This is a genomic window from Thermoplasmatales archaeon, from assembly GCA_014361245.1.
Lineage (GTDB): Archaea > Thermoplasmatota > E2 > UBA202 > JdFR-43 > JACIWB01.
The window spans coordinates 1-13,142 of record JACIWB010000015.1; the positions used below are offsets into that span (position 1 = coordinate 1).

The window sequence follows — 13,142 nt, forward strand, 5'->3', positions numbered from 1 at the left end:
GGTCCACTCAATATAGAGGGGAAAAAACAATATGCTCTAATAGTCATTGATGGTAATTCAAGATTACACTGTAACATTTATGATAGAATAAAAACAGAAGATGTGACCCATTCTTTGAAAGAAACTATTGAAAAATGGTGTAAGAAAGAAGGTATAGAAGTTGAATATACTCCTCCCTATTATCCACAAGCAAAAGGAAAGATTGAAAGAGCCATAAGAACTTTCAATGAAGAATTTCTGAAATTGAAGAAAGTTTTTGAAAATGTTCTTTTATTACTTCAGGAATTTATTGAATGGTTTAACAATCATAGATACCACATGGGTATCCATGATTATCCTGCCAATGTATATTTTTCAAAAAATGTTACCGATGTTACTTGACAATACAACATCAATAAATATTTTTAACTGTGAAGAATTACAAATGTGGATAAAAAATTAAAGCTGAATTGCTCGCTTGATAACCTTCTTGAAGGAGGAATAGAACACGGGATTATAACGGAAATATATGGAGAAGGAGGAACAGGAAAAACAAATATTTGCATTCAAGCATCGAAAAGCTGCACAGCGGAGGGTAAAAAAGTTGTTTATATAGATACAGAAGGGATATCTAAAGAAAGATTGATTCAGATTATTAAAGAAAAAAAATTGCTCGAAAAAATTCTATTCTTTTCACCTTTTTCGATGAGGGAACAGGAAGAAATGATAACAAAGGCATTAAAAATAGATTCTGGTTTGATAATTCTGGATAGCGCAAACCTGTTCTACAGGCTTGAGATGGCAGATGATGAAGCAAAAGCAACTCGCTCCTTAACAAACCAATTGATAAAATTACAGATTGAAGCAAGAAAAAAAGATATACCTGTTATAATAACAAGCCAGGTTTATTCTGTGGGCGAGGAAGTTAAGCCATTTGCTGGAAGAAGCATGGATCATATAGCAAAAACAATAATAATGCTCGAAAAAGCGGGGAACAAAAACGGAAAGGAAATAAGAAAGGCAACCATAGTGAAACACAGAAGCCTACCCGAAGGTAAAAGCGCAATATTTTTAATTACGCAGGATGGAATTGAATAGAAAAATTTATTTTATTTTCAAATATTAATTTCATGAGGAAAATTCTATTGTTTTCGATAGCTTTGCTTGGAATAATATGCTTATATTTTATTTCATTTCTAGATAAACCCGTTGAAATAAATCCTGATGAATTTTACAAATATAACGGAGAAAAAGTAAAAGTTAGAGGAATTGTGAAAAATAAGATAGGGAGTTTATTAGAGATTACCAACTATGAAGTAAGAGGTAAAATTTTTTATGAAAAAAATGATGAAATTAATTACGGGGACGAGATAGAAGCAGTTGGGAGGATAGGGGAATATGGTGGTGAATTTATTCTTTATGCAAATTCTTTAAAAATTTGTAAGAAATGGGATGAAGATACAATATCCTTGCCATATCTTCTTGAAAACTATGAGAAATATTTAAATTCAAATGTTAATGTTACCGGATATATTTATTCGACTACAAAAAGTTATTTTTATCTTACAGATGATTTAATTGAATACAAAATAAAAGTATATTGTGATAACCTATCATTGAGTAAGGATGATAAAGTTTTTGTAAAGGGCTTTTTCTATTATGATGCCTCGCAAGCCTCTTTTTTCATAAAAGTAAATCAGCCATATCATGAGGTAGGAAAATATGAATGATTTTCTCATGGTTATCCTTTTTTCATTAATAGGCTCCTCTGCAGGCATAATAACCGGGCTGGTGCCGGGATTGCACACAAACAACATAGCGATACTGATGTTATTTCTCTCTTCTTTTATGGGAGATGAATTTGCTATTTATTTATGTGTGCTGATTGTAGCGGCTGCAACTTCCCATACCTTTTTGAATATCATTCCATCTACTTTTATAGGAGCACCAGATGAAGATAAGGCATTAATTGCCTTGCCAGCCCATTCGATGCTTATGGAAGGGAGGGGATATGAAGCAATTGAAATATCTGCATATTCGAGCTTGCTATCTATTATATTTTGCCTGATTCTTATTTATCCATTTAAATTTATCCTTACCAATCCTCTGAACCTATACTACATAATTAAAGACATTACCCCATGGATTCTAATCTGTATATCAATAATAGTAGTTTTTACAAATAAAAACTTTATTTCTGCATTGCTAATATTTTTAATTTCTGGTCTCCTGGGGCTTGTAATATGGGATATGAACTCTTCATTTCTTATAAAATCATCTCCTATTTTTCCAGCATTGCTCGGACTGTTCGGTGTGCCAGCATTAATTTATTCATATGAAACAAATGTTCCAGAGCAAATAATCGAAACTAAAAAGAGAAATATAGGGAAAAGGGGGATATTTGAAGGAGCAATTGCTGGCGGCTTTGTATCGATTTTGCCTGGCATAAGCTCCGCTGTTGCAACAACAATAGTGATGACAATTAAAAAAGAGAGAAGCAAGGAGGAAATCGTATCCCTTCTCTCCGCCACAAACACCTCCACAAATTTTTTTGTGATATCCGCACTTTTTCTTATTTTAAAAGCAAGAAGTGGTTTTGCAATCGCTTTAAAGGAACTTATTTATGTTGAAAGATGGGAAGGGATTATATTTCCCTACCCAATGAATCTGTTTCTGATTGCTGTTATAATTTCTGCTGTAATTTCATACTTTGCAACATTGTATTTAGGAGAAAAATTCGCAGTTGGTTTATCTGAAATTTCTTATAATCTTCTTCTAAAAATATCCCTGCTTATAATAGTGGGAATGGTTATAATATCGGATGGATGGAAGGGGGTTATAATTCTGATAGCATCCTCTTCCATAGGAATGCTATGTCTTGAATTAAAAGTTAGGAGGAGTGTGTGCATGGGGGTTTTAATGGTTCCTGTAATAATATCTCTCATGAGAATATGATTTTTTTTATCTCTTCCATGAAATCATCAATTTCAATTCCTTTTTTCTTCGCATATAAAATTGCTGCAACTTCAGGATAAATCTCCATATTTCTGCTCAAATCTTCTATTTCCTCTATTATTTTTTTACTTCCTATATTTAAATTTTTTTCTATTTTATGAATAACTCTTGAGAAAATATCTCCTTCATATTCCTGAATTTTATTTTCATCGAATTTAAATCCAAGGGGTATTTCAACTTCTTTGTAATTAAAATTAGGTCTTATCATATTTTCTTCTATTTTTATGTAATTTTTCTCAAGTCCTTTTTCTATTATTTTTTTACCTTCTTTTGGGGTCATCCATCCCATTTCAAATGATAAAATATTGAAAACATCTTCTTCTTTTAGTTTATCTCCTCTCTTATTGAACAAAAAAGCAAATAATATTTTTAAATCATCCATTATTTTACCCTCCTTATGAAATCACCCGATAACTTCCATATTTGAAGCTCGCAATCGCAATCCAAATCTTTTTCAGTAACTACCCCCGCAAACTTATATTTTTTCGCTTTCTCAATTTCATCGAAAATAAATACTTCATTTTCAATTGTATTTTTTATTTCCTCAAGATATTTTTCATCAAAAGAGCGGATTGTTATTTTTTCAATACCGCATACCACTAAATCTAAAATATCATTTAAATCTCTTGGAAATGTATCAACCCATATTTTTTTACCAATCGATTTATACAATTTTAAATTTGGCGAACCCTTTTTTCCGTCCATATCAATTATATAAACCGTCCCATATTTTTCTATAAGCTCTTCGATCAATTCAACTCTCTCTTTTTTCTTCCATATTTTATTCTCCCTCCTTATTTTCCCTCTTCTTATAGTAACAGCAGGGATTTCCTCCATCAATCAAAATTATTATATCCTATTTATTTTTTCTTGTGCTCGCAAAAATAATCGTGCGCGGGGTGGTGCAGGGCGTGGGCTTCCGTCCTTTTGTTTATAGAATTGCGAAAAGTTGCGGACTGCGAGGATATGTTTTAAACTTAGGGCATGGGGGGGTTGAAATAGAGGTTGAGGGCGACAAAAGAAGGATTGATGAGTTTATCTTTCTTTTAAGGGAGAAAAAGCCGCCGATGGCTGAAATTGAGGCAATTGAAATCAGGTATGGAAAGGAGAAAAATTATAAGGATTTTGAGATAAAAAGAAGCAGGGAAAAGGACAAATCGCATCTATCATCCTCTCTTCCTCCTGATATTGCAATATGTGAGGATTGTGTTTCGGATATTGAAAGAGATGAAAGAAGAAGAAACTATTTTTTTACAACATGCACAAATTGTGGGCCAAGATTTACAATAACAAGAAAACTGCCTTATGATAGAAAAAACACGACAATGGACGAATTTGAAATGTGCAAGGATTGCAAAAAGGAATATGAAAATCCATTTGACAGAAGGTATCATGCCCAAACGAATGCATGCAGAAAATGTGGTCCAAAAATATTTTTTAAGGGAAAAGGAATTTTTAAGGAAGGAGAAGAAGCCATATGGGAAGCATGTAAAATGCTTCTGGATGGCAGAATAGTTGCCATAAAAGGGCTTGGTGGATATCATCTTTCATGTATAGCTGAAAAAAATGCTGTATTAAGGCTTAGGAAATTGCTTGGAAGAAATGAAAAACCATTTGCTCTGATGGTAAAGGATGAAAAAATGGCGGGAGAGATATGCCATTTAAAAAAAGAGGAAGAAAAAATTTTGAAAAGTTATGCTCGTCCTATTTTGCTGCTGGAAAAGAAAAAGGAATTGCCATATGTTGCGCCAAAACTTCATAACTATGGAGTAATGCTTCCTTATACTGGCTTGCATTATCTTATTTTCAAAAAAATAAACAAACCTTTGATAATGACCTCAGCAAATCTTCCAGGAAAACCAATAATAAAGGATGATGATGAAATACTGAAGATTGGAGCGGATTCTATTTTATATTACAACAGGAAAATTCACCAGAGAAGCGATGATTCAATAATAAAATTAATCGGGAAAAAAGCGGTTTTTATAAGGAGGAGCAGAGGATATGTCCCTCTCCCAATAAATTTAAATTTTAAATCAGCAAATATCATGGCGCTGGGAGCGGAGGAAAATGTCACTGCATGTTTTTTAAAAGATAAGCATGCTTTTCTCACCCAGCATATAGGAAATCTAAATCACTATGAAACTTTTGAATTTTTAAAAGAAGTGGTTGAACATTTTTCAAAAATTTTGAAATTCGTGCCAGATGCAATAGCATGTGACATGCATCCGAATTTTATCACAACAAGATATGCTGAAGAAATGGCAAAAGATTTGCCCGTTTTTAGAATACAACATCATCATGCACATGTCGCAAAAGCGATGGTGGAAAATGGGATAGAGGAGGCAATAGGTATTGCAATAGATGGATTTGGTTATGGCGAGGATAAAAATGCATGGGGGGGAGAAATAATATATTCAACAATAGAAGAATATGAGAGAATTGGACATCTTCGCTATTATCCAATGCCAGGTGGAGATTTAGCAACTAAATATCCTTTAAGAATGCTATGCGGGATTTTAGGAAAGGAAATAGAAGATTTTGTTTATGAAAGGAGAAAATTTTTCCCTTACGGCGAGAGGGAAATTAAATTGATTTTCAGGCAGATGAAAAGCTCAATAAAAACGAGCAGTTGCGGACGAGTTTTGGATGCAATTTCTGCATTGCTTGATATATGCCATTTAATGAGCTATGAAGGAGAGCCAGCAATGAAGCTCGAAAGCATTGCAAGAAATGGAAAGAATGTTCTTAAAATTGAGCCAGTTATAAAAAATGGAATAATAGAAACAAAGGAAATTTTTTTAAATATTTTTGAAAACATGAAAAAAAGGAAGGAAGATTTGGCTTACTCTGCGGAGCAATATATAGCAGATTCTCTTGCAACCCTTGCAATTGAAAAAGCGAATGAAAAAGGAACAAAAAATATTGTGCTTGCGGGAGGATGTGCATATAATGAGCATATTTCAACAGAAATAGAGAAAAAGGTAAAAAGGGAAGGATATAAATTCTTTATAAACAGCATGTTACCATGTGGAGATGGAGGAATTTCATTTGGGCAGGCAGTGATTGCAAATAAAATTTTGAAAAATTAGAGAATTTCTGCTATTGTGGTATATATAAATATTTTTTTTCAAAATCAACAACTACATGCTTTTTGCCTTTACTAATTATTCTATGTCCTTCTTTTTCCAGAATTTCCTTTTGGGCTTCTACTCCACCAAGAAATTTTTCGTTTATTACACCACCCCCTTTTAATGTGCGCCAGTAAAAGGTTATCTTCTTCTTTCCTTCATTAGCCATTTCTGCTGCTGTCTCTGCCGCAATGCGGGCAAAAATCCCTGTGGTTATCGGACAGGCAATTGTGGCACAGTGTTTCTTAGCAAGTATCTTGCGGATTTCATTAATAGTAATAAGCTTTCCTTCAGGAACCTTCTTCATTATCTCATCTACTTCAATTGGTGCTGGTATTACTACTGTATCACCTAATTTCCCCTCCCAATCTATCTACCAGTTTTTCCTGCCAACTTTTTTTAGCCATTTTTTGCCTAATGCTAACTATCCCTTATTTAAATAATTCATTATTTACATCCTCAAGTCGGCATTATTGCTTTGAGGATGTTTTTTAATGCCCATTTATACATGGAGCCCTATCATAATTAGTGGCTTCTCCTTGCAATAAACCAAGAAGCTATTGACAAATCTTATTACATCTATTGCCATGCAACGCCTGTATTTTCTGGAATTAGTAAATAATTGGGCAAATTTATGATACCATCTGCCATGCTTCATTATTCTGCATAGTAAAGAATTATGGCAATCAGTTTAATTTCTATCTTTTTCTTGTCCCAGCAAAAGATATTTTTTTCTAACTAATTCTATTAGTTAGTGTGGCATTTCTTATTTTTTAAATTTTCAAATTCTTGATAGTGCCGCTGCCGCAATTTAAGAAATTCCCAAATAATTATTAAATAAAAAGAGTTTATTTGTCATGATTTTGAAAGACGAGAAAAAACTCGACCTTTCTTACATACCAGATAAGATTCTTTGCAGGGATGAAGAAATAAAAAGGATAAAATATTTGATTAAAAGCGGGAAAGTGTTGATAAGTGGCGGCGTGGGCACAGGAAAAACAATGATTGCCAGATATATTGGAGGAGATGCATATGTAAATTGTTATATCAATAGAACGGAGCATAGAATTTTGGAAGAAATTTTAAAGCAGATAAAACCGAGGTTTAATCCATCGGGTTTGCCAACTCAAAAATTATGGAATGAAATTGATGGAAAAAGAATAATTATTGATGAAATCGATGGGATGGATATAAATGAGCTTAAACATTTTGCATATACCCTTTCAAGGCAGAAAGAATTAGGCAAAAAAATAGGGTATATAGCAATTACAAGGAGTTATGTAATTTTAAAACAGATGCTTGATGAAGCCACATGGAGTACTTTTGCTCAAAACTCGGTTGTTGAGCTAAAACCATATTCATGGGAACAGATGAGAGAAATATTGTTTTACAGGGCTGAGGAAAGTTTGAATAGAAATTGCTATGATGATGAAACCATATCTTTTATAGCAGACATAGCTATACGCTCAGTTGGACATGCAAGAACCGGTGTATTGCTTCTTTTAAATTCTTCCTTAATAGCGGATGCAAAAATGCACAAAAAAATTGAAGTGGAAGATGTAAGGGAGGCAAACAGAGAAGAAAACTTTTTTGAATTAGATATCATGGAAAAAGAAGAGCTTTTATTGCTTCTGAGTGTTGCAGATGCCTGTAAAAATAAAGCTTATGTCAGTTATGATGAAATAAAGGAAAAACTGGCTTTAAGAATTGAACAATATGGTTTAGAAATCAATGAAAAAAAATTTGAAAAAATATTTAAAAAACTTTTAAGCAACGATTTAATAAACGAAGGTAAATACGGATACACAATTCTCAATTTCCCAGCAAATTTATTAATTAAAGAAATTGAAAAAATTATTTAGAAATAAAATTCTTTATCTCTTTGCATACTTCTTCGGGCATTTTTTCAAGAATTGTTTCAAGATGAAGCCTTTCAAAAAACATTGCATCATTTCTATAATATTTAATCATATTCTGTCTTGTCAATATCCTGAAATGAAATGGAAATTCTTTTCCCATATCAATAAAAACCGCAAGATTGAAACTATTTCTCTTTATGCTTGAATAATAAGATAATATTTTATTTATAGCCACTGCAAGTTTTTTAATTGCGGTAGAAAAATCCTCCTTGCAAAATCCAAAAACTTCATTAAATCCAAATGGAGCAAATGGAACAAATAAATAAAAGCTGTTTATTTCTCCGATAAATCTTTCTCCATTAATTTCTTCTTCAACATAAGAAAAAAATTTTTCCCTATTTTTTATTATTTTATCCATATAGGTTGTCGGATACTCACTCAAAATTATTTGCGTATGAGGATGCAGGATGCTGGCGCCAGCGGGCATCATGTAGTTCCAGTTAATTGAGACATATCTTGCTTTACCATCATAAAATCTTCTGATATATTCCGAGCAGAGTGAAAAATTGCTTTCGAGTAAATCAGTGGAGAATTCTTCTGGCTTTATATAATGATTTTTGAAGGCACATACGCCACTATATTTTGAATATGGATTTATGTTTGGAAAAAGAAAAGAGTGGGAATTTTCCATAAATCCGAAATCAAATTTTGCGAGCTTATCTCTTGAACAAAAAATACAATCTCTTTCTATTATTTCTTTAAAATCCTCTTGTTTCGATATTTCAAGCCCCGCTCTATTCATTATTCTGCAATTTCTTTCCCATACCTCATCCTTTCTTATCTCCACCCCATTTTCCTTGAATTTATCAAACATGAGCTATATTCTCAGCAATATTTTTAATTTTTTTGGCAAATCATCAATTTTTCCCTGCCTTAAAAGCAATGCAGAATTTACACATAAATCAACTATTTTTTTAAAAAGCTCTCCTCCATATTCTTTTTTTGCAAGAGATGGTGAGCCAATATAGGCATCTTTCGCTCCAATTTCCTCAAATGTTTTAAAAAAATCCAGGGCGTGCATCTTTATTTTTGCATCTTTTATCTTATAATCCTTTACCAATTCTGAAAATAAATACAATGCAAGAGAAGTTTCTTTAAAATCCGCATGAACTTCGTATTCATTTTCCTCAAATAATTTTCCGCTAAAATATGCAACTGAAATTGGCTCACATGCTGTTATGCCCATTTTTCTTGCTTTTTTAATTGCTTTATGAATTGCTTTTATATGTAAAACATCCATGTGAAAGTTAAAAATTAAAAAATATCTGAAATTACTTCTCGAAAAAGATAAGAAAATATCAATAAGCAAGTTATATAAATTTTTCCATTTAATATTTATTGTTCCAGGAAAATTTTTTGCATATCTACAAACACCCAGTGGCAAGGATGGCAAGGAAAAAAATTCTATATCCCTTTTCTTCATTTCTTCCATTACCGCCTCCTCAACTTTTTTTGAGATAAGTAAATCTGTTGCAACTGGCAAGTGAGGACCATGGGCTTCAAGAGGACTTATTGAGATAAAAATGATGGCATCTCTGTTTATCTTATCTATTTCCTTCCAGCTCATTTCTTCTATTTTCATAACCTTATATTATAAATTTATAAATGTTTTTTTCTTTACTATTGATGAATATACTGCTTGGTATAGGAAATGAAATGAATGGCGATGACGGTATTGGCATATATGTTGCAAAAAAAATAAAGGGCAATGAATGGAAAGCCATAAATTGTGCAACAGTTCCGGAGAATTTTTTTGGTGAAATAATAAGAAGCAAACCAGAAAAAATTATTATGGTTGATGCCGCTGACATGGGTCTTAAACACGGAGAGGTGAGAAGGATAAGGAGAGAAAAAATAGGAAAGGCATCCTTTTCCACTCATTCAATTCCTCTTTCAATTTTTATATCCAATCTACAGAAAGAAATAGGAGCGGAAATAATAATCGTAGGAATTCAGCCAAAGAAAATGTATGGAAAAATGAGCAAGGAGGTTAAAAGCTCTGCAAATAAACTTATAAAAATCATCAAGGAAGGAAGAATAGATGAAATTGAGGAGTTATAAAAAAATTTTATATTTCTTAAGCTATACATTATAATGAAGGTTTTAGTGATAGGTGGAGGGGCAAGAGAGCATGCTATCTGTATTGCTTTAAAGAATAGCGATGCTGAAATCTATTCTGTTATGAAAAACTCTAACCCTGGAATAAAGAGAATTGCAAAAGATTATTTTTTACATGATGAGTGTGATGCAGAAAAAGTTGTCTCATATGCCATTTCAAAAAATATAGAGCTTGCGGTAGTCGGACCTGAGGCGCCTCTCCAGGCGGGCGTTACAAATTTGCTTATGAAAAATGAAATTGCTGTTGCATCTCCTTTAAGGGAGGCGGCGGAAATAGAAACAGATAAGGAATTCATGAGGAGGTTGATGAAAAAATACAGGGTAAGGGGAAATGTTGAATTTGGTGCATTTTCCGATGCAAAATCTGCAGAGAAATTTATAAATGAGTTGCAGGGAAATGTTGCAGTAAAGCCAGTTGGACTTACTGGAGGAAAAGGTGTAAGGGTTTATGGCTTTCATTTTGATAGTGCAATTGAGGCAAATGAATATGCAAAGGAAATTATATCTAAAAAGATAGGTGGTAAAAGTAGGGTTTTGATAGAGGAAAGAATGATTGGAGAGGAGTTTACACTGCAGGCATTCTGCGATGGAAAAAATATTTTTCCAATGCCAGTTGTGCAGGATTATAAAAGACTTTTACCAAATGACGAAGGGCCAAATACAGGTGGAATGGGCTCAATTTCCTCAAAAGATTTCATTCTTCCTTTTATGGAAAGATATGAATATGAAGAGGCATGCATAATTTTGCAGAAAATAATTGAAGCATTAAAAAAGGAAGGAAGGGAATATAGAGGAGTTATATACGGGCAGTTCATGCTAACATCACAAGGAGTTAAGGTTATTGAAATAAATGCAAGATTTGGCGATCCTGAAGCAATGAATGTTCTATCAATCTTAAAAACAGATTTTGTTGAAATATGCAATGCAATGGCTGAAGGAAATTTAAGAAATAACATGATAGGCTTCAACGAAAAAAGCACTGTTTGCAAGTATGTTGTGCCATGTGGCTATGGTTATAAACCTCTTGAAAATAAGGAGATATTTGTAGATGAAAAAAAGATAGAGGAGGAAGGAGGAAAAATTTTTTATGCATCTGTTAATGAAGAAAATGGAAAGATATATACAACAAAATCCCGTTCCCTTGCAATTCTCGGAATAGCAGATGAAATTTATGAAGCAGAGGAGATATGCGAAAATTGTTTGAAAAATGTAAAGGGAGATATTTTTGTCAGGCATGATATAGGTAAAAAAGAAATTATTGAGAAAAAAATGAATCGCTTAAAAATGCTTCGTGGTTAAATGATACATCTCTACTTGGTAGGCACCGCCGGCTCAGGCAAAAGCACCCTCGCAAATGCATTCAATGAATGGTGTCACAGGCAGGGCTATGATTCAATAGTGGTAAATCTTGACCCAGGAGTAATAAAAACTCCTTACTCACCTGAGATTGATATAAGAGAATGGATTTCTCTTGAAGAAGTTATGAAAAATTATGACCTCGGCCCAAACGGAGCTCAGATATTGTGTGCGGATATGCTTGCTTTAAATGTTAAAGAAATTGAAGAAAGATTATCTGAGTATAGAGCTGATTATGTTATTTTTGACACTCCTGGGCAGATGGAATTGTTTGTTTTCAGGAGTTCCGGCAAAATAATTATTGATCAACTTGGAAAAGATAATTCGATGATTGCCTTTTTGATAGATCCAGCTCTTGCAACAACCCCGGCAAATCTTATATCTCAATTAATGCTTTCTGCAATAACTCAATTTCGCCTTGTTTTGCCTATTGTAAACATTCTTACAAAAATAGATATTATTGAAAAAGAAACGCTTGAAATTATAAAGGAATGGGGTAAAAATCCTGAAAGGCTGGAAAATGACCTGATGTTTTATTCTCCCTCATTATATACCCAGATGAGCGAGGGAATAATGAAGGTTATAAGAGATATGGAAAGCCATACATCACTTATTCCAATTTCATCAGAAACATGGGAAGGAATTGAGGATCTTTATGCAAGTATCCAGGATATTTTTTCTGGAGGGGAAGATTTGGAAAGAAAATAATTATTCTGGGAGCTTAAATTTCCTGAAGGCATTTGAAGCCATTTCTATATAATTTTTGTTTTCCTCATACCATTCTTCCCATTTGGTTAGTTTCGATTTGGCTTCTTCATATTCCTTGTTTAACTCTTCGTATTTCTTATAAAGTTTTGCCAGTCTTTCCTGCTCTTTTCTGTAAAGCGCTTCAATTTCCCTACTTTTCTCCCTATATTTTATTAACTCCTTTAAGGGTTCAAGTTCCTTAATTTTTTCTCTAAGCTCCTCCACTTCTTTTTTATAGGGAATATAACTTCTCAGTTCCTCTATTTCTTTTTCCATTGAAGAACTTTTCTCTTTTTCCACGACCAATTCTTTTCTCAATTTCTCAATTTCCTTATTCTTTTCCTCAATTTCTTTAATGGCTCTTTCAAGTTTATCTCTATTCTCCCTTAAATCCTCCATTTCCTCAATTTTTTTCTCCAGTTCATCTATCTTTTTATCCCTTTCTTTTATTATCTCTTCCTTCTCAATCAATTTCTCGTCATATGAAAATATTTCATCTTCCTGTCTTTTATAAGCATCCCACAGCTTCTCGAGCCTTTTCCTTTCCTTTTCGAGTTCATTCTTGTATTTTTCCGCCTCCTGCAACATGGCAACAGTCCTCTCCTCCGCGCTCTCGACCTTCTTTTTCATCGAATCAATGGCTTCCTTTACTCTGTTAAATCTGTCGGAAGAGATTATTTTTTTAAGTTTTTCAAGAATTTCTCTCTCTTTATAAGAACTTTTCAAAATAGCATCTATCTCCTCAACTATTCTGTCAAAATCTTCTCCAAATTTATCAATTCTGTATAAATCTTCCATTAACAAGAATGAATTTTGTGCTATTTAACATTTTTGAATTAGATGAAGACCAATTTATTTATATATCAATGGTATTACC

General features: G+C 33.0%; 15 protein-coding genes. 9 read left to right on the forward strand and 6 right to left on the reverse strand.

The annotated features are described in order from the left end of the window. Positions 1-114 precede the first annotated feature (114 nt). From H5T45_03665 to H5T45_03680, 4 genes are read left to right on the forward strand one after another with little or no spacing between them, the layout of a single operon-like run. A complete protein-coding gene (locus tag H5T45_03665) occupies positions 115-381 on the forward strand; it encodes a transposase (protein MBC7128813.1) in 267 nt (88 codons plus the stop codon). A 45-nt stretch (positions 382-426) separates the two neighbouring features. Further along, positions 427-1,077, forward strand: coding sequence for a DNA repair and recombination protein RadB (radB, locus tag H5T45_03670; protein MBC7128814.1), 651 nt, complete (start codon positions 427-429; stop codon positions 1,075-1,077). 32 nt (positions 1,078-1,109) lie between these two features. Next, a complete protein-coding gene (locus tag H5T45_03675) occupies positions 1,110-1,709 on the forward strand; it encodes a hypothetical protein (protein ID MBC7128815.1) in 600 nt (199 codons plus the stop codon). Then, positions 1,702-2,934: a tripartite tricarboxylate transporter permease gene (locus H5T45_03680; GenBank protein ID MBC7128816.1), complete on the forward strand. Its 1,233-nt coding sequence runs from the start codon at positions 1,702-1,704 to the stop codon at positions 2,932-2,934. Before H5T45_03675 ends, H5T45_03680 begins: the two co-directional genes overlap by 8 nt. Here the strand turns inward: H5T45_03680 and H5T45_03685 are convergent. Then, positions 2,921-3,376, reverse strand: coding sequence for a DUF2240 family protein (locus tag H5T45_03685; protein MBC7128817.1), 456 nt, complete (start codon positions 3,374-3,376; stop codon positions 2,921-2,923). The genes H5T45_03680 and H5T45_03685 overlap by 14 nt on opposite strands. Further along, positions 3,376-3,831 carry a hypothetical protein gene (locus H5T45_03690; protein ID MBC7128818.1) on the reverse strand — a complete coding sequence of 152 codons (456 nt, stop codon included), beginning with the start codon at positions 3,829-3,831 and terminating at the stop codon, positions 3,376-3,378. Before H5T45_03690 ends, H5T45_03685 begins: the two co-directional genes overlap by 1 nt. 35 nt (positions 3,832-3,866) lie before the next feature. Between H5T45_03690 and hypF the strand changes: the two genes are divergently transcribed. After that, entirely contained in the window at positions 3,867-6,086 is a 2,220-nt protein-coding gene (gene hypF, locus H5T45_03695) for a carbamoyltransferase HypF (protein ID MBC7128819.1), read from the forward strand. Between the two features lie 10 nt (positions 6,087-6,096). On the opposite strand, the gene H5T45_03700 is transcribed toward hypF, so the two are convergent. Beyond that, positions 6,097-6,432, reverse strand: a complete 336-nt coding sequence (locus tag H5T45_03700) for a hypothetical protein (GenBank protein ID MBC7128820.1) — start codon at positions 6,430-6,432, stop codon at positions 6,097-6,099. 550 nt (positions 6,433-6,982) lie between these two features. Between H5T45_03700 and H5T45_03705 the strand changes: the two genes are divergently transcribed. After that, positions 6,983-7,987, forward strand: a complete 1,005-nt coding sequence (locus H5T45_03705) for an AAA family ATPase (protein MBC7128821.1) — start codon at positions 6,983-6,985, stop codon at positions 7,985-7,987. Here H5T45_03705 and H5T45_03710 read toward each other — a convergent pair. After that, positions 7,980-8,858: a hypothetical protein gene (locus H5T45_03710; protein MBC7128822.1), complete on the reverse strand. Its 879-nt coding sequence runs from the start codon at positions 8,856-8,858 to the stop codon at positions 7,980-7,982. The two genes, H5T45_03705 and H5T45_03710, sit on opposite strands and share 8 nt — an antisense overlap. Before the next feature lie 3 nt (positions 8,859-8,861). Continuing rightward, positions 8,862-9,626 (reverse strand): creatininase family protein, encoded by a 765-nt coding sequence (locus H5T45_03715; GenBank protein MBC7128823.1) that lies wholly within the window; start codon positions 9,624-9,626, stop codon positions 8,862-8,864. A gap of 23 nt (positions 9,627-9,649) precedes the next feature. Here H5T45_03715 and hycI point away from each other — a divergent pair, with 23 nt between their 5' ends. From hycI to H5T45_03730, 3 genes are read left to right on the forward strand one after another with little or no spacing between them, the layout of a single operon-like run. Then, positions 9,650-10,105: a hydrogenase maturation peptidase HycI gene (hycI, locus tag H5T45_03720; protein ID MBC7128824.1), complete on the forward strand. Its 456-nt coding sequence runs from the start codon at positions 9,650-9,652 to the stop codon at positions 10,103-10,105. A 33-nt stretch (positions 10,106-10,138) separates the two neighbouring features. Further along, positions 10,139-11,461: a phosphoribosylamine--glycine ligase gene (purD, locus tag H5T45_03725; protein MBC7128825.1), complete on the forward strand. Its 1,323-nt coding sequence runs from the start codon at positions 10,139-10,141 to the stop codon at positions 11,459-11,461. Beyond that, positions 11,462-12,226 carry an ATP/GTP-binding protein gene (locus tag H5T45_03730; protein ID MBC7128826.1) on the forward strand — a complete coding sequence of 255 codons (765 nt, stop codon included), beginning with the start codon at positions 11,462-11,464 and terminating at the stop codon, positions 12,224-12,226. On the opposite strand, the gene H5T45_03735 is transcribed toward H5T45_03730, so the two are convergent. Beyond that, positions 12,227-13,063 carry a hypothetical protein gene (locus H5T45_03735; protein ID MBC7128827.1) on the reverse strand — a complete coding sequence of 279 codons (837 nt, stop codon included), beginning with the start codon at positions 13,061-13,063 and terminating at the stop codon, positions 12,227-12,229. Positions 13,064-13,142 lie beyond the last annotated feature (79 nt).

Bases quoted from the DNA above. Each gene is read 5' to 3' on its own strand.
- H5T45_03710 (MBC7128822.1), bottom strand. From the start codon at position 8,858: ATGTTTGATAAATTCAAGGAAAATGGGGTGGAGATAAGAAAGGATGAG.
- H5T45_03685 (MBC7128817.1), bottom strand. From the start codon at position 3,376: ATGGATGATTTAAAAATATTATTTGCTTTTTTGTTCAATAAGAGAGGA.
- H5T45_03730 (MBC7128826.1), top strand. From the start codon at position 11,462: ATGATACATCTCTACTTGGTAGGCACCGCCGGCTCAGGCAAAAGCACC.
- purD (MBC7128825.1), top strand. From the start codon at position 10,139: ATGAAGGTTTTAGTGATAGGTGGAGGGGCAAGAGAGCATGCTATCTGT.
- H5T45_03680 (MBC7128816.1), top strand. From the start codon at position 1,702: ATGAATGATTTTCTCATGGTTATCCTTTTTTCATTAATAGGCTCCTCT.
- hycI (MBC7128824.1), top strand. From the start codon at position 9,650: ATGTTTTTTTCTTTACTATTGATGAATATACTGCTTGGTATAGGAAAT.
- H5T45_03735 (MBC7128827.1), bottom strand. From the start codon at position 13,063: ATGGAAGATTTATACAGAATTGATAAATTTGGAGAAGATTTTGACAGA.
- H5T45_03700 (MBC7128820.1), bottom strand. From the start codon at position 6,432: ATGAAGAAGGTTCCTGAAGGAAAGCTTATTACTATTAATGAAATCCGC.
- H5T45_03675 (MBC7128815.1), top strand. From the start codon at position 1,110: ATGAGGAAAATTCTATTGTTTTCGATAGCTTTGCTTGGAATAATATGC.
- H5T45_03705 (MBC7128821.1), top strand. From the start codon at position 6,983: ATGATTTTGAAAGACGAGAAAAAACTCGACCTTTCTTACATACCAGAT.
- H5T45_03690 (MBC7128818.1), bottom strand. From the start codon at position 3,831: ATGGAGGAAATCCCTGCTGTTACTATAAGAAGAGGGAAAATAAGGAGG.
- H5T45_03715 (MBC7128823.1), bottom strand. From the start codon at position 9,626: ATGAAAATAGAAGAAATGAGCTGGAAGGAAATAGATAAGATAAACAGA.